Below are 15,675 nucleotides of genomic sequence, written 5' to 3' on the forward strand. Positions count from 1 at the left end.
CTGCCGAAAAGAGGCTGATGCAGGCGCACGTTGTGGGTGGCCCACAGGGTGTCAGGTCCCGGTCTTTCGGATCGCGGCGGCCCTCGGCCACGAGGAGCACCGGTTGGTCGGTGGTGGTGTCCCCGTGGACGGCTTCGAGGCCCTGTACCCGCTGTGGCCGGGATGCCGGTGTGCAGAGGTTGACTCGGAACTCATGCCGCGTCGTGCCGAGCAGTGATACGGGTCACCGTGACCTCGACGGTAACCCGCTCCGCGACACCGAGGGCGGCGAGGTGGGAGAGGATGGCGGCCCCCACCCGGTCGTGGACGTTCCGGGCGATGTCCAGCGCCCGCCGGCCCTCAACCAGGACGCAGCGCGCCTCGATGTGCCATCCCGAACCGTCCGGCGCCCGGTCGGCGTGGATGCCTGCCTCGGGAGACGTGCGGTGAGGCGTGGTGTCCGTCCGGGCAGGTGCGGCGGCTGCTGCGAGGCGGGGTTGCAGGCCGACCACGCCGGGAACCGCGAGGGCTGCCTCGGCCGCGACGTCGAGGAGCGTGGTCGTGCGGGTGGCGGTCATCACGTACCACCGCCGGTCGGGAAGCCAGAGCCGAGGGGCGGCTCCGGCTCCAAAACGTCGATCACGGTGATGTCGACGGCCGTCACAGCAAGCCCCAGGTCCTGTCCGGCCGAGTCGAGGACCGATCGGCGCACCTGATGGACCCGGTCGGGCAGCGGGCGGTCGAGAGCAGCGGCCAGGGTCATGGTCACCCGCACGTCGGTGCCTTCGCCCTCAGGTACGAGCCGGCAGGTCGCGGCCCTGGCACCGGGGACCGTGTCCGCAGCTTGCCGCAGTACCTTCGCCGCGGCGTTCTCGGCGATCCGCAGGTCCCGGTCCGGGTCGGCCAGGGGCAGCAGCCGCCCGATCCGGACCTCTGCCCTGACGACGTCCATGACGCGGTCGGCGAGCGCGTGCAGGCCGGTAGGGTCCTCGGCGCGCAGCGCCCGGGTGGCCGCGTTCACCGTGGCCAGTCCCTCGACAGCCTCGCGGCAGTGAGGACAGGAGACGGTGTGCGGGTCCGCGGCCGGCGCCGCGTCCCGCGCCTGTTCCCAGACCCGGCTGAGCAGTCGGCCACAGGGCAGCACCTCATCACCCGCGAACGGGGGCGCGTCGGCGGCGGCTGGGCCGGTACGGGGCCCGTCGGCTCCGGGCGGTCCGGAAGGCCGCGCGTGCGGGTCGTCTAGCGCCATGGGGCCATCGCCTCCTGCAGGGATCGGCGTGCCCTGAACAGTCTGCCGCGTACCGTCTGCTCACTGGTCCGGGTCACGTGGGCGATCTCCTTGTAGGGCAGACCCTGCAGTTCCCGCAGGATCCAGCAGATCCGCTGCCCGGCGTCCAGCTCGTCGAGCGCGCGGGACAGAGCCGCAGTAGCCGCGTCCTGCTCGGCGGACCGGACGGGCTGGCTCCCCGCGTCGGCCGTCGCGGGTTCGGCGACGGTGTCCAGGGAGAGGGGCTGCGGTCGGCGTCGGCGCATGGTCAGGCAACGGTTGACGGTGATCCGGTACATCCAGGTGCGGAACTCCGCCCTGTGGTGGTATTCCGGCAGTCGCCGCCAGGCGCTGACGAAGGCGTCCTGAACGGCCTCCTCAGCGTCCTGGGCGTTGCCGAGCATGCAACGGGCCAGGGCCAGGAGGGGCCAACTGTGCCGCTGGACGAGAACGGCGAAGGAGTCCCCGTCTCCCTCGGCCGTCCGCACGGCCAGCAGTCGGTCCGGCAGGTCACATCCCAGCTGTGGGGAAGCAGTGCGTTCGATCATGACGCTCCCGCGCAAGCTCGGAACGAGCGTGTACCCCCGCACAAATACGTGATGCACATCACACTTCACGTGTGTGAGAAGTCCGCCGCCCCGCATGTCCAACCTTTCGACGGGCACCACACCGGTGTCCGACCGACCGATCGAGGCGACCGCCATGACGGACAACATCACCAGCGTCGGCGCGGGCAGCCGGTCCGACACGGGCGTGAGCGCGCTGAAGGGCCGTACCGGGGCTGGAACTCCGGCCGAGACACGGGGGAAGACCACCATCGCGGACGGCGTGGTGGCCAAGATCGCGGGCATGGCCGCCCGCGAGGTACCGGGCATTTACAACCTGGGGGCGGGCATGGCCCGCGCCTTCGGCGCCATGCGGGAACGCGTCCCCGGCGGAGGCGGCGGCGTCACGCGGGGAGTAAAGGTCGAGGTCGGCGAGCGCCAGGCCGCCGTGGACCTGGACGTCGTCGTCGAGTACGGCGTCTCCATCGTCGACGTCGCCGGCGACGTACGCACCACCGTGATCAGCGCGGTGGAGCGGATGACGGGCCTGGAGGTCGTCGAGGTGAACATCGCCGTCGACGACGTCCACCTCCCCGACGAGGAAGAAGAGTCCGAACCGGACGAGGGCCGCGTGAGGTGATCCGCCGTGACCACCGCCACCGCCGCGTCCCGGCGTAAGCGGCTGATCACGCGGATGACGCTCGCGAGACGGGTGAGTGCATGATGAACACAGCGACGACGGGCCTCGCGGCCGGGATGGCCCTGGGCTTCGCCGGTTACTTCGGCGGCTTCTGGGCATTTCTGCTGGTTCTGGTCCTGGGGGCGGCGGGGCTGATCGTCGGCCTCGTCGTGCAGGGCGACCTCGACGTCCGCGGACGGAGGCAGCGGTGAGGACCCGGCCCGGTTCCCCGCCTCCCGGCGAAGGGCCCGGCCCAGTCCCGGCGTGCCGCCCTCGATGCCCTCTGCGAAGGCCCACTCCGAACCGCCCATCGGTCCACCGGCTTCCCTGACATGCCCACCGAGACCCGACTACAGGTCGCCCGCCACAAACCACACCGCGCGGAGTAAGGAGGAGGCCGACCATTCCCGTGTCCACCCCCTTGCGGTCTTTCGCAGTTCACAGGGGAACCGACACTGCTCCTCAAGGGCGAGGTCATGATCATCCTGGGCATCGTTCTGCTCGTCGTCGGCTTCGTCACCGGGATATCCATCCTGTGGGTCCTCGGCGCAATGGGACACGCCGTCGCCGGTCGACGTCACTCCTGGTGATCGGGTCAGGTCCGGCGGGCGGCCATGCGGGCCGCAGTCGGCCGGCGCACGTCGTAGACCCAGCCGAGGCGTTCGAGGAGGCGGATGAACGCGACGGAGAAATCGATCCGACCGCGGTCGACGCCGTGCCGGGCGCAGGTGGGGTCGGCGTGGTAGAGGTTGTGTCAGCTCTCGCCGAACGAGAGCAGGGCCGACGACCACAGGTTGGTGGCCCGGTCGTGGCGACGGGATGGGAGCAATGGCCCGGGTGGATCGGGCGGCGGTCGCACGCTGCTCTGGTCGGTCAGGCTGCGTCGGGAGTTCGTGTGCACAGTTTCTTCGTGAGGAGCCATCCGAGCGTCCACCGTGGCCACGGCGATGACGGTCAGTGAGCGGCAGGGCAGTGGAGGGGGCACGGACCGGTCGGAGGGGTTCGGGGAGGAGCTTCTGGGGGCTCTGCTGGACCAGGGACACGAGTTGCCGCCGCATCTGCTCGGTCCGCTCGTTGCGCAGCAGGTGGACAGGCTCGGTAGCCGCGAGACCTCGGTTTTCTTGCAGGACTACGGTCAGGTGTGGCTCGTGCCCCTGCCGGACGACGGGCTGACGGCCGGAGATCCGCAGCCGATCGACGGGCTCCTATGCCGGTCGTGCCTTCCAGGTGGCACGTCGTCTCGAGGTGCCTCAGGCCGATGGTGTACGGGTCTACTCGCCTCTGCTGGACGGCGGCGACCAGGTGGGCGTCCTGGCCGTCACTCTGGACGGGATCGACGACGATGACCGGCGGCTGCTGCGCAGGATCGCCACTCTGCTGGCCGACATGCTGGTGACCAAGCACGGGTACACCGATCTGTTCTTCCAGGTCCGGCGCAGAGAACCGATGAGTGTGGCGGCGGAGATCCAATGGTCACTGCTGCCGCCGCTGGCCATGTCCACGCCTCGGGTCATGTTGGCCGGAATGCTGGAGCCCGCCTACGACGTGGCCGGCGACAGCTTCGACTACGCCCTCAACGGTGACGTGCTGCATGTGGCCATGATCGACGCGATGGGGCACGGCCTGGATGCCGCCACGATGGCCACGGTGGCCATCGGTGCCTACCGGCATGCCCGGCGGATCAGCGTCGGCCTGTCGGAGATCTATGCGTTCATGGACCGGGCCGTCGCCGAGCAGTTCGGCCCCGACCGCTTCGTGACCGCTCAGATGATGCGGCTCGACACAATGACGGGCCGTGTCCAGTGGGTCAACGCGGGACATCCCGCCCCCCTGCTGATCCGCGGACACCGTGTTGTCCGGCGGCTCCGCGGCCCGACGACGCTCCCTGTCGGCTTCGGCGGTCACGAGCCCCGGATCAGTGAACTGGCCCTCGCTCCCGGAGGCCGGATCATGTGTTTCACCGACGGGTTGATCGAGGAGCACGATGCCGGTGGTGAGGAACAGCTCATCGGCTGGGTGGACCGCATCGAACGTACGGCGCATGAGATCCGGGCCGTGGCCCGTTCCCTCTCCCACACGCTCAAGCGGGCACGGGGCGGGATCACGACGGACGACGCGACGCTCCTGCTCATCGAGTGGCGCGGCGCCGACTGATCGGACTCACGGCCGGCGCCTGTCGCGCGCGTACTCCATGCATCGGCTGATGATGGGAGTACGGCCGAACATGCGGAGCTGATGATGACGGGGTGGCGTGTCAGGGACTACTCCCAGGACGATCTCGAAGCGGTGATCCGCGTCGATGCGGAGAGCAGCACGGCCGAAGAGCCACCTCTCTTCCCGCTCTCGGACGCCGTGGCGGCCCTTCAAGCCCTCCACCCTGCGGTGGTGGCCACGGCGGACGAGGTGGTGGTCGGCGCCGCGGTGAGCAGAGTGGAGGGCGACCGCGCATGGATCCTGCGCATCTGCATGGCACCTGCCTGGCGGCACCGGGGGCTGGGCAGCGACCTGATCACCTCCCTGGAGCACCGGCTCTTCGCCGGTGGCGTCCGCGCGGTGCACGCGGTTCTGCCCGAGGGCGGGACCGGTGCCGCCGCTCTGCACAACTGCGGCTTCGGCGCCCGCTCGGGCATGGTCGTCTTCGAGAAGCGCGGGCCGGTGACTCCTCAGGAGGTCAGCATGCTCTCCTCGCTCGGGGCGGAGCTGCCGCCCGGGGGACTGTGGCAGAAAGTCGCGGGCATGCACAGGGAGAAGCAGCTCATCGAGCGCCGCCTGGTCCTGCCACTGGCCCACCCCGAACTGGCCGCCCAGCACGGTGTGGAACTGCCGCGAGCGGTGATGCTGTTCGGTCCGCCCGGGACCGGCAAGAGCACGTTCGCGCACGCGATCGCCGGCCGCCTGGGCTGGCCCTTCCTCGAACTGTTCCCCGCACGTCTGGCTGCCGAGTACGGTCTGGCGAGCGGGCTGAGCCGGCGCTTCGACGAGATCGCCCAGCTCGACCACGTCCTGGTCTTCATCGACGAGGTCGAGGAGGTCGCCGGTGAACGCAGTGGTGCGGACGCGACCGCGGTCGGCGTCGTCAACGAACTGCTCAAGGCGATCGTCCGGTTCCGAACCCAGGACGGGCGGCTGCTCGTCTGCGCCACGAACAACGTGACCACCCTCGACCCGGCCTTCCTGCGGCACGGTCGCTTCGACTATGTGCTGCCCATCGGCCCTCCCGACCACAGCGCCAGGACCGCGCTGTGGAGGAGCTACCTGGCCCGAGCGGGCGCCCAGGCCGACAGCGCGGCACTCTCGTCCGCCAGCGAGGGGTTCACCCCCGCCGACATCGCCCACGTGGCACGTACTGTCTCCCAGGCCCAGTTCGAGCGCACCTTCGACACCGGAACCCGGACCCTGCCCACCACGGACGACTACCTGGCCACGATCCGCGACACCCGGCCTACGGTCAGCAGCGCCACGGCTCAGGAGTTCGCCGAGCAGACCGAGAAGTTCGCCCGTATCTAGCGTCCCGACTTCCGGAGATCCGGGCTACGACGGAGGTGTCAGTTCGGCGGAGACGGCGTGTCGCTGCCCGTGTCGATGAGGATCTGTTCGGCCCCGGTGACGTTGTCGGCCCGGACGGCCCTGGCCATCGCGGCGCGTGCCGCGTCAGGCATCGTGTCCGGCGGGACTACCAGCAAGGAGAAATGGTCCCGGTCGCCTCGGGTGATGAGGACGGTGTCGTCACCGACCGGGAAGGAGTCGATGTGCACGACTCGGCCGTCGATCACCAGCCGTGTCGGCAGTTCGTCCCAGGCACTGGCGTCCAGACCGACGCGGGTGACGGGTCCGAGATGCTCGGTCAACGCGGTGATCAGCGAGGGCAGCTCGGCACCGATGTCCCGGGACCGCGGCCACCAGGCACCGTCCAGGATTCCCTCACGCGCGTGTGTCGTCTCCAGTCTCAGCAGAGCCGTCCCGGGGCTCACCGGCTGGTGGACGGCGTCCGGCAGCAACCTGGGTGTGTCGGGGGTGTCGGAGTCGGTCATGGTGTCCGCCCGCCCTTCATATGCCGTATGCCGGTCGCACGCCCTACGGCCGCACCGTCTCTGTGGACGCGACTCAGTCACGCTCTTCCTCTTCTGCCTCCATCTGCCGGATCCCCTGGTGCGTCAGCGTGATCCTCGCGGGCGTGTCACCCCTCCCCCAGTCGACGACGACCCAGCCTTTGCCCGCCAGGTACGTACAGGCAGCGGCCAGATCCCGCTCAGGGATGCCAAGACCGGTGCGGAGCTTCGCCCCGTCGACGCCCAGGAGACGATTGCCCTCGGCGGCTTGGTACAGATCCCGCATGATCTTCTCGCGGTACGTCTTCCGCTCACGCAGTATCCCCATGACATGCCGTCCTCTACGGCCCCCGGTCGGGCCGAAGTCGATGTCATCCGCGGTCGCTGTCGCGGTGGGGCGTGCCAGGGCGGTCGCGTCCACCGTCGGCCGGCGGTGCCTCCGGGTCCGGCGGCCGATCCCCGGCAGAGCATCGCTGTAGTGGAAGGCAGCGATCCGTCCGTCGTGCTGAGCGTTGAGCCGGTGGATCAGGGCGGCTCCGATGGCGATCAGAACGAGCAGCGCGGCCACGGCGATGACAGTCATCATCCGCTCACCTCCGTTGACCGGCGGGCGAACGCCCTGTCGAGCCGATGGGCCGGGGCGGGGAGGACGGCGGACCTGCCCCGCCGTCGGTCTCCCACGCTTCTTCCCTGCTTCGGGCATCGATCCTGTCTGCTGCTTCCTCCCGGCCCGGGGCATCGATACCGTCACCCGCCATCAGCCGTGCGGCGGCATCCGCACTGGTTTCCGGCGGAATCACCAGCATGTTCCGGCGACTACCGGTGGAGAAAAGGGTCAGCCGGTGCGGATCCTGCTCCTCGGTGGACCAGCCCACATGCACGGTGCGCCCGGCGCCGGACACCCAGCTCGGGATGACAGGCCAGTGGTCCGGGTTCACCGTGACACCTGTGATGCGGCCCCAGAGGTCGCCCAGTGCGGCTGTCAAAGCCGGCAGCTCACGGGTGAGGGCACGGGAGCGAGGCCACCACATGCCGTCCAGCCCGCCCGGCGCGGGCGTCAGGCACAGGCGAGCCGGCAGCGACGGTGCGCGCCTGCTCGATGCCGTACGGTCGATGATCACGGTCATGGCGCGAACCTGCCCCCGGGCTCGTGGGGCGGCCCGGCGTTGTCGATCACCGGAAACGGCACCCACAGCGGAGCCGGTGCGCGAAGAACTCCCGGTGTTTTCACACTACTCCGCTCGCCGGCCCGAAAAGCTGCGGATGACCAGGTACTTTCCTGCCTCGACACCTGGCCCCTCGGCGCCCAGTGGCGAGTCGGGACAAAGCCAGTCCTTGCGCTCGGCATGCCCTTGAGAGCGGTTGACCAGGGGCAACGGAGGTGCGCTCCGGCCCCCCAGCGGTCCGGCATCAGCCACGTCTGCCCCCGGACGGGGGCAGCAGTCCGCACACAGTCCGCAGGACACCCGTTCAAGACCGTCGCACCCCATCGCCAGCAATCGGCAAAAGGCCAGGTCAGCGACCCACAGGGAAGATCCCTGCAGGCCCCCGACCCGGCCCGTTACTAGGAGACGAAGAAGGCCTGATCCTTCGATCGTGCCTGTCGACCAGTGCTGTCTTCTTCAGCCGCCCGGTCCTCCGCCCGCACCCGGCCCGCAGACCGCCGCTCCGGCGCCCTGACGGCCGGGTGCGGTCGTCTTCGACAGGCCGGACGGGCCGGAGGGTGGTCGTCCTCGCGCGGTCACCGGGCAGCCGCGGGCGCGCGTCAGGGCGCGGAACGCGGGCCTGCTTCCTTCGTCGGGGCCGTGTTCTCGGCGGGTTCGGTGCGGAGGGATCCGGTGGGAGGGTGGGCGACGGCGTCACGGTCCGGGTACCGCTCGCACTCCCGGTTGCCGCACGGTCCGTGGACCCAGGTCGGGACCCACGCGCCCAGCGTCTTGTGACGCCGGACGACCATCTCCACTGGCTGTCCGCAGGCGGGACAGACCGGTTCGTCGCTGCCCATGTCCCCCAGGGTAGGCCCGACTGCGGTCCAGCGCTTCCTGCCGTGCGTCCGAACCAGCACGCCGTTCTTGAACGTACGCACCGACTCGAGTGCGAACTCCGTCACCGCGAAGTCCGCGCCGGACATCGGCAGGCCGGCGGCCTGCACGATCGGGCTCGTGGAGCGGATCGCGGCCGCGATCGTGCCGGAGAAGGCCGAACAGGCCGCGGAGGCAGAGGGGTGGAGCGCAGTAGTCGTCAGCGCCGGGCCCCGTGGCGGCCGGTGGCGGGTACGGCCCGCTCCCTGGTGGCCGGTACGGCTGGCACAGTCTCGCGTTCGGCGCCCGCGGGCCAGACGATCTCGACGGGGATGCCCCGGGCGCGGGCATACGTCACCAGATGGGCGGTGGCGTCGCGGCCGTTGGACGGCGACCCGTCCCAGACCGCCAGGAGGAGGCCGCTGGAGGCGACCATCCGCTCGTCCGCACCGACACAGGAATCGCGGTGATTCGGGTCGTACGCCAGCAGCCGCGCCTGGTCGGCGAGGTTCAGCAGCTCACCGGCGGCCATCCGGTCGCGCCTGGGCGGCATGGCGGGGACCCCGTTGTCCGTGGGGATGACGACGATCAGGCGGCGACCCGACGCACGCGCCGCGCGGCCGAACGCCAGCGGCGCTCCCGCCCCGCACCGCACCATGGCCGCTCCCCGCGCGCAGCGTTCCTCCAGACGCCGCCGCAGTTCGCGCTCCACCAGTTCGAGCGTGCGCGGGGTGAGATCGGCGTGCCCGACCAGCACGATCTCCCCGGCCACCCCTCCGTTGCGTCCCGCCCCGTTGTCACGCGCCGTTGCACTCATCTCGCCCCTGACAGTCCTCGGCCTCCGGTCACCGGCCCGGTCCCAGGCCAGTGAAGCCGGGGCACGGGCCGGTGACCAGGGCCGAACGTCCCTGACTCGGGAGGTGAGACCGAGAAGGGGGTGGTAAGCGGGGCGGTCAGGCGTGGGCGAAGGGCCGGCCGGCCGCACGAGTGCGGGGTTCGCGCCACATCGGCCACATGTGGGGGCCGTCCGGGAGGAGCAGGGGCTCGCCGGTCGGGGCGAAGCCGAGGCGTTCGTACAGCACGCGGCTGCGGACGCTGCTCGCCTCCAGATAGGCAGGCAGCCCCTCCCGGTCGCAGCGGTCGAGGACCGAGCCGATGAGCGCGGTGCCGAGTCCCTCGCCCTGCCGGGCGGGTGTCACGCCGATCATCCACAGGTACTCGTGGGCCCGCCCGAAGGGGTGGATGCCCGCCGTCAGCCGGCCGATCATCTCCACCCGCTCGTTCTCCGGGTCGACGGCCCGGCGTACCCGGGCCGGGCCCTCGTCGTCCTCGGGTGTCCCGTCGCCGTGCTCGGCCGCCGGCACCGACAGCCACAGCGCGCACGCCGAGCCGTCCTCCGTGGCGTCGACGCGTCCCTCGGCGAGCACGAGGTCGGTGAAGGCGGCCATCAGCCTGTGGTGCGTCGTACGGCGGTACTCCTCGCCGGGGAAGACCCAACTGCTCACCGGGTCGTCCTGGAACGCCTCGTCCAGAAGCCGGACCAGCAGTTCCCGGTCCCCGTCCCCAGCCGTCCGGATCGCCACGCCCATGTCCGCCCCTTCGCCTCAACCCTCGTCGATCGTACGGGCGTTGAGCCTAACGGGAGGGCGGCAGCCGACGCTTGCCGGCATCTCGGCCGGCCGCGCCGCATGCGCGGTGGGTCCCGCACACCGTGGGGAAGTGCGGGACCCACCGGGCGGTCTACGCGGTGCGCCGGGTCACGAACTCGGCGAGGGCCAGCAGACCGCCCGCCGTCTCCGGGTCAGGCACCGCGCGAGCGAGTTCCTGCATCACCCGAGCCATGCGGTCGGCCGCCTGAGTCTGCGCCCAGTCACGGCCGCCCGCCCGTTCCACGGTCAGGGCGATGTACTCCAGGTCCTCCTCGTCCGCGTGCGGAGCCCCGTACAGCCCGGCGAGCTCGGACGCCGCCGGGGTGCCGGAGTTGAGCGCGGCGACCACCGGCAGGGACTTCTTGCGGGCTGCCAGATCCGCGCCGACGGGCTTGCCGGTGTGCCGAGGGTCGCCCCATATGCCGATCACGTCGTCGATGAGCTGGAAGGCCAGCCCCGACTCACGGCCGAACGCGTCCAGTGCCGCCACCTCCGCCGCCCCGGCATCCGCGTACAGCGCGCCGAGCGCGCAGGCGCAGCCGAGCAGCGCGCCCGTCTTGGCCTCGGCCATGGCGAGGGTCTCCTCGAGGGTGACCTCGCCGGGGTCGCGCTTCTCCATGGCCGTGTCCGCCTGTTGTCCGGCGCACAGTTCCACGACGCAGTCCGCCAGCCGGGCCACCGCGGCCCGGGCCGCGGGGTGCGGGTCCTCGGCGAGCAGCCGCAGGGCGAGCGCGTGGAAGGCGTCTCCGGCGAGGATCGCGTCGTCGTCACCGAACACGGTCCATGCGGTGGGCCGGTGGCGCCGGGTGGTGTCCCGGTCCATCACGTCGTCGTGCAGCAACGTGAAGTTGTGGACCAGTTCCACCGCGGCGGCTGCCCGTACCGCCGCCGCCCGGGCCGCGAGCCCGCCGAGGGCGGAGGCCGCGGCGAGCACCAGTGCGGGGCGGATGGCCTTGCCGGACCCGCCCGCGGCCGGGGTGCCGTCCGCGTTCTCCCAGCCGAAGTGGTAGAGACCGACCCGGCGCAGCGGGCCGGGCATCGAGCCGATGGCGGCCCGCAGCACGGGGACGACCTCGGCCCTCGCCCGCTCCAGCAGGATCGTCGCCTCGTGACACTCGGCGGGCCGGTACTCGCTCTCCGTCTTCGGCTCGGTCATCGATTCCGTCATGGACTCACCTCTGGACCCGTCTCGGAGGATGAGCGGAGGTGGTACTTCCGCCTGCGGCACGCGCGTACCCCCAGGGTGTACCCGCCCGGGTGGGCGGGGACACGGCGTACGCGCCGAAAGATCGCGGAAGGTCACCGCCAGCGACCGATCTCGACGTTCTCCAGGACGCCGAGCGCGTCCGGCACCAGGACGGCAGCCGAGTAGTAGGCCGTGACCAGGTACTTGATGATGGCCTGTTCGTTGACGCCCATGAAACGCACGGACAGGCTCGGCTCGATCTCATCGGGGAGGCCGGACGCCCGCAGGCCGATGACTCCCTGCTCCTCCTCACCCGTACGCAGCGCGATGATGGAGGTCGTGCGCTCCTCCGTCACCGGGATCTTGTTGCACGGGAAGATGGGCACACCCCGCCAGGTGGGGATGCGGTTGCCGGCCATGTCGATGGTCTCGGGGACGAGTCCCCGCTTGTTGAGCTCGCGGCCGAACGCGGAGATCGCGCGCGGGTGGGCGAGGAGCAGCTTGGTCCCGCGTCGCCTGCTGAGCAGTTCGTCCAGGTCGTCGGGGGCGGGTACGCCGTCGTGCGGCTGGATCCGCTGGTCGTACTCGCAGTTGTGCAGCAAACCGAAGCCCCGGTTGTTGATGAGTTCGTGCTCCTGGCGCTCCTTCAACGCCTCGACAGTCAGCCTGATCTGCTGCTCCGTCTGGTTCATGGGCTGGTTGTAGAGGTCGGCCACGCGCGTGTGGATGCGCAGCACGGTCTGGGCGACGCTCAGTTCGTACTCGCGGGGCCTGGCCTCGTAGTCGACGAAGGTGTGCGGGATGTCCGGTTCCCCGCTGTGGCCGGCCGCGAGGTCGATCTCCCGCTCGCCGTACTTGTTGGTGCGCTGACCCGGGACGGAGCGCTGCTCCCGGAGGTGCTCGCGCAGTGTCTCGGACCGCTCGGCGACCTGCTCGACGGCGTCGCACGGCAGGACGAGCACGGTGCAGGCGGTCAGGGTGCGGGTGGTGTACTCCCAGATGGCACCCTCGTCAAGGAGCGCCTGGTCGCCGAAGTAGGCGCCGTCGGCGAGGATTCCGAGGGACCCGTCACCTCCGTAGGGGCCGGTGCCGACCTTCTCGACCCTGCCGTGGGCCAGCAGGAACACCTCGTCGACCGGACTGCCGAACGGAGCGATCACCTGGCCGGCCCCGATCTCCCGCTGCCGGCAGCGGGCAGCCAGCTCCGCGAGCACTTCCTCGTCCTCGTACGACCGCAGGGCCGGCAGCTCGCCCAGCTCCGCCGGGATCACCTCGACTCGGTCACCGGTCTTCACAAAGGTCACCCGCCCGTCCCCGACGGCGTACGTCAACCGCCGGTTCACCCGGTACGTACCACCCTGCACGTCCGTCCAGGGCAGCATGCGCAGCAGCCAGCGCGAGCTGATCTCCTGCATCTGCGGTACGGACTTGGTGGTGGTGGCCAGGTTCCGCGCCGCCGCCGTACCGAGGCTCTGCTGCTGCCGGGTCTGCTCCGTGCGGACCTCTTCGCCTACCGACATAAGGAATTGCCCTCCCAGTTGTGACCGGCGCCCATCCGTGCCGGGCGTCGGTCTCCGCGACAGAGCCTTCCTCACGGAGCGTGGCTGCGGTATTACCCGAATGAGCGGGAATGGATCTTCAACTCCATGGGCATTCATGGGGGTTCCGTTCAGCGGCGGCCCGGCGGCCGGACATTGTCCGGATCGGCTCGTACGGGGACCGGGCGATTGGTTGCGCTCGCTCCGTTCAGGTACAAGCACCGGTACGAGGCGGCCGCGACCGGCGGCCGTCGCGGCGCGAGAAGGAGGGGCGGCCATGGCCCCACCCATGTCCGCGAGCGCGTTCCTGAGCACTCTGAAAGCGGAGGGCCTCAGGGTCGTCGAGGTCGGCGACTGGCGCGATCACAACCGCAATCACAAAGGCCCCTGGGGGCCGGTCCACGGCGTGATGATCCATCACACGGTCACCCGGGGCAGCGCCCGGACCGTCGAGCTGTGCCGCGAGGGCTACGCGGGCCTGCCGGGGCCGCTGTGCCACGGCGTCATCACCAAGGACGGCCGGGTCCACCTCGTCGGCTACGGCAGGGCCAACCACGCGGGCCTGGGCGACGACGACGTGCTGCGCGCCGTGATCGCGGAGAGGTCGCTCCCCGCGGACAACGAGCAGAACACCGACGGCAACCGGCACTTCTACGGCTTCGAGTGCGAGAACCTGGGCGACGGGGACGACCCCTGGCCCGCAGCGCAGCTGGAAGCCATCGAGAGGGCCGCCGCCGCGGTCTGCCGCCGCCACGGATGGAACGAACGGTCGGTGATCGGGCATCTGGAGTGGCAGCCCGGGAAGGTGGATCCACGCGGGTTCACGATGGCGTCGATGCGGACACGCATCCGTGACCGGCTGAAGTGACGGGGTGTGCGGGAGCGTACGCGGGTGTACGGGGTGCCGGACCCGGCCTGGCGACAATCCGTCGGAAGCTGGCGCCCGGCCCCCTGGGTACGTGGGAAACCCGCTTCTAGCGTGGTGAGCGATCCCAGGTCCTCCCAGGAAAAGGCCCCGCCGTGCAGTACGTCGCCCCCATCGGCATCGGTGTTCTCTACACCCTTCTGATGTCCCTCGTCCGCGAGCCGCACCGGCGGCGGCTGAACGCCGTCATGGTCGCCGGCGCGGGCGCCGCCTACCTCAGCGGGGGCGGCCTGGGCGGCTGGGAGTTCGCCTTCACGGCGCTGATCGCCTACGTCGCGTTCCGCGGCCTGGACTCGTGGACGTTCATCGGCGTCGGCTGGCTGCTGCACACCGCGTGGGACGTCGTCCACCACCTCAAGGGCAACCCCGTCATCCCGTTCGCCCCCACCTCGTCGTTGGGCTGCGCGATCTGCGATCCGGTGATCGCCCTGTGGTGCCTGTGGGGAGGCCCGTCACTGATCGACCTCGTCCGCCACCGGGGCCGCGGCCACCGCCACGACAGCGCGAATTCCGCCCCCGCCGAGGCCGCTGGGCGGCCCGGCACCGGGGAGCCGACCCCGAGCGGTAGTTCGAACTGACGAAGGGGGTCGGCCACGCGTTCGCCTACGGCGCGACCGACGACGGCGGAATTCAGCCATGCTCACCCCGGACGGCCGACGCCCGCCCCACCCGGTGCCCGGCTCCCCCTGCCGGGCGACAATGGCCCGGTGACCAGCCCGGACACCCCCGACCCAGCGTCCCCCGCCTCCGCCGCCGACCGCGCGAACCTCGCGGATCTGCACCCCCGCCTGCCCTCGCCGGTGCAGGACATCGCGGACGAGCGGTTCGAGCGGCGCGGGGTCCGGCTGCTGCTGAAACGGGACGACCTGATCCACCCGGAACTGATCGGAAACAAGTGGCGCAAACTCGCGCCGAACCTCGCGGCGGCAGCCGGTCGGACCGTGCTCACCTTCGGCGGCGCGTACTCCAACCATCTGCGGGCCACCGCCGCCGCCGGCCGGCTGCTCGGTCTGCGCACGGTCGGCGTGGTGCGCGGCCAGGAGCTCGCCGACCGCCCCCCCAACCCCTCGCTTGCCCGGTGCGCGGCCGACGGCATGCGGCTGCACTTCGTCGACCGGGCGACCTATCGCCGCAAGACCGCGCCCAGCACCTTGGCAGCCGTGCTGCGCGCGGCGGGCGCCGAGGACACGTACGTCGTCCCCGAGGGCGGCAGCAACCCCCTGGCCGTGCGCGGTTGCCGGGTGCTCGGGGAGGAGTTGGCCGGCCGGGCGGACGTCGTCGCGGTGGCGTGCGGCACGGGCGGGACGCTCGCCGGGCTGGCCGCCGGACTCGGCTCCGGCGCTCGCGCGCTGGGCGTTCCGGTACTGAAGGGCGACTTTCTGGCCACGGACATACGCGCCCTTCAGGCCGAGGCGTTCGGCGGTCCGCGCGGCGACTGGAGTCTGGAGGACCGCTTCCACTTCGGCGGTTACGCCCGTACCGCCCCGGAGCTCGAGGAGTTCGCCGCGGACTTCGAGCAACGTCACGGCGTGCCCGTCGAACGTGTCTATGTCGCCAAGTTGCTTTACGCCCTTGTCTCCCTGGCCGAGGAGAACGCGTTCCCGCGCGGGAGCACGGTCGCGGCGGTCGTCACCGGCCGCCCCTTCCCCGTGAGCACGTGAGCACGTGAGCACGTGAGCACGTGACTACAAGAGCACGGTGGCAGACTGGTTCCAGTATCTCGTCGAGCACGTCCCGGTGTGACGCGAGAGGACTCCGGCAACGGACGGTTCGACCGTGTGACGTCTGGGTACGTCAATCCGGCGCGCGCTCTTCCCTTTCGGGCCCGCAGACCCCT

General features: G+C 70.9%; 17 protein-coding genes and 2 pseudogenes. 7 read left to right on the top strand and 12 right to left on the bottom strand.

Translation table 11 applies throughout. The features are described 5' to 3' along the window. Nucleotides 1-191 precede the first annotated feature (191 nt). From AC6F7H_RS07060 to AC6F7H_RS07070, 3 genes are read right to left on the bottom strand one after another with little or no spacing between them, the layout of a single operon-like run. Nucleotides 192-557 (bottom strand): hypothetical protein, encoded by a 366-nt coding sequence (locus AC6F7H_RS07060; RefSeq protein ID WP_500755937.1) that lies wholly within the window; start codon nt 555-557, stop codon nt 192-194. Then, on the bottom strand, nt 557-1,228 hold the full coding sequence (locus AC6F7H_RS07065) for a hypothetical protein (protein WP_500755939.1): 672 nt from the start codon (nt 1,226-1,228) through the stop codon (nt 557-559). The genes AC6F7H_RS07060 and AC6F7H_RS07065 overlap by 1 nt, the downstream gene beginning before the upstream one ends. Next, nucleotides 1,219-1,794, bottom strand: a complete 576-nt coding sequence (locus AC6F7H_RS07070) for an RNA polymerase sigma factor (RefSeq protein WP_500755940.1) — start codon at nt 1,792-1,794, stop codon at nt 1,219-1,221. Before AC6F7H_RS07070 ends, AC6F7H_RS07065 begins: the two co-directional genes overlap by 10 nt. 154 nt (nt 1,795-1,948) lie before the next feature. Here AC6F7H_RS07070 and AC6F7H_RS07075 point away from each other — a divergent pair, with 154 nt between their 5' ends. Beyond that, on the top strand, nt 1,949-2,431 hold the full coding sequence (locus AC6F7H_RS07075) for an Asp23/Gls24 family envelope stress response protein (protein WP_500761692.1): 483 nt from the start codon (nt 1,949-1,951) through the stop codon (nt 2,429-2,431). Nucleotides 2,432-2,511: 80 nt separating this feature from the next. Beyond that, on the top strand, nt 2,512-2,682 hold the full coding sequence (locus AC6F7H_RS07080) for a hypothetical protein (protein WP_181384007.1): 171 nt from the start codon (nt 2,512-2,514) through the stop codon (nt 2,680-2,682). 383 nt (nt 2,683-3,065) lie between these two features. Here the strand turns inward: AC6F7H_RS07080 and AC6F7H_RS07085 are convergent. Then, nucleotides 3,066-3,290, bottom strand: a pseudogene (locus tag AC6F7H_RS07085) (acyl-CoA desaturase); the annotation flags it as partial. 127 nt (nt 3,291-3,417) lie between these two features. Between AC6F7H_RS07085 and AC6F7H_RS07090 the strand changes: the two are divergent. Next, nucleotides 3,418-4,624 (top strand): annotated as a pseudogene (locus AC6F7H_RS07090) (PP2C family protein-serine/threonine phosphatase). Between the two features lie 84 nt (nt 4,625-4,708). Further along, nucleotides 4,709-5,977, top strand: a complete 1,269-nt coding sequence (locus AC6F7H_RS07095; protein WP_500755941.1) for an ATP-binding protein — start codon at nt 4,709-4,711, stop codon at nt 5,975-5,977. A gap of 38 nt (nt 5,978-6,015) precedes the next feature. Here AC6F7H_RS07095 and AC6F7H_RS07100 read toward each other — a convergent pair whose 3' ends face one another. The 8 genes from AC6F7H_RS07100 to AC6F7H_RS07135 all read right to left on the bottom strand — a co-directional run bounded on the left by AC6F7H_RS07100 (nt 6,016) and on the right by AC6F7H_RS07135 (nt 12,895). Beyond that, on the bottom strand, nt 6,016-6,501 hold the full coding sequence (locus AC6F7H_RS07100) for a DUF5994 family protein (RefSeq protein WP_500755942.1): 486 nt from the start codon (nt 6,499-6,501) through the stop codon (nt 6,016-6,018). 73 nt (nt 6,502-6,574) lie between these two features. Beyond that, entirely contained in the window at nt 6,575-7,105 is a 531-nt protein-coding gene (locus AC6F7H_RS07105; protein WP_500755944.1) for a hypothetical protein, read from the bottom strand. A gap of 4 nt (nt 7,106-7,109) precedes the next feature. Beyond that, nucleotides 7,110-7,646: a DUF5994 family protein gene (locus tag AC6F7H_RS07110; protein WP_202275341.1), complete on the bottom strand. Its 537-nt coding sequence runs from the start codon at nt 7,644-7,646 to the stop codon at nt 7,110-7,112. A 638-nt stretch (nt 7,647-8,284) separates the two neighbouring features. After that, nucleotides 8,285-8,671 carry a hypothetical protein gene (locus tag AC6F7H_RS07115; protein ID WP_500755946.1) on the bottom strand — a complete coding sequence of 129 codons (387 nt, stop codon included), beginning with the start codon at nt 8,669-8,671 and terminating at the stop codon, nt 8,285-8,287. 89 nt (nt 8,672-8,760) lie between these two features. Further along, on the bottom strand, nt 8,761-9,357 hold the full coding sequence (locus AC6F7H_RS07120; protein ID WP_500755948.1) for a hypothetical protein: 597 nt from the start codon (nt 9,355-9,357) through the stop codon (nt 8,761-8,763). A gap of 136 nt (nt 9,358-9,493) precedes the next feature. Further along, nucleotides 9,494-10,129: a GNAT family N-acetyltransferase gene (locus tag AC6F7H_RS07125; RefSeq protein ID WP_500755949.1), complete on the bottom strand. Its 636-nt coding sequence runs from the start codon at nt 10,127-10,129 to the stop codon at nt 9,494-9,496. 151 nt (nt 10,130-10,280) lie between these two features. Continuing rightward, nucleotides 10,281-11,357, bottom strand: a complete 1,077-nt coding sequence (locus AC6F7H_RS07130; protein WP_500755950.1) for a family 2 encapsulin nanocompartment cargo protein polyprenyl transferase — start codon at nt 11,355-11,357, stop codon at nt 10,281-10,283. Nucleotides 11,358-11,488: 131 nt separating this feature from the next. Then, nucleotides 11,489-12,895: a family 2B encapsulin nanocompartment shell protein gene (locus AC6F7H_RS07135; RefSeq protein WP_500755951.1), complete on the bottom strand. Its 1,407-nt coding sequence runs from the start codon at nt 12,893-12,895 to the stop codon at nt 11,489-11,491. Between the two features lie 307 nt (nt 12,896-13,202). Here AC6F7H_RS07135 and AC6F7H_RS07140 point away from each other — a divergent pair, with 307 nt between their 5' ends. The 3 genes from AC6F7H_RS07140 (at nt 13,203) to AC6F7H_RS07150 (ending at nt 15,499) form a co-directional block, all read left to right on the top strand. After that, entirely contained in the window at nt 13,203-13,781 is a 579-nt protein-coding gene (locus AC6F7H_RS07140) for an N-acetylmuramoyl-L-alanine amidase (protein WP_500761694.1), read from the top strand. 152 nt (nt 13,782-13,933) lie between these two features. Further along, complete coding sequence (locus AC6F7H_RS07145) at nt 13,934-14,416, top strand: DUF6010 family protein (RefSeq protein WP_500755952.1); 483 nt, start codon at nt 13,934-13,936, stop codon at nt 14,414-14,416. Between the two features lie 129 nt (nt 14,417-14,545). Further along, nucleotides 14,546-15,499: a 1-aminocyclopropane-1-carboxylate deaminase/D-cysteine desulfhydrase gene (locus AC6F7H_RS07150; protein WP_500755954.1), complete on the top strand. Its 954-nt coding sequence runs from the start codon at nt 14,546-14,548 to the stop codon at nt 15,497-15,499. The last annotated feature ends 176 nt before the right edge of the window (nt 15,500-15,675 follow it).

The sequence above is a fragment of the Streptomyces sp. MMS24-W38 genome, from assembly GCF_059889265.1.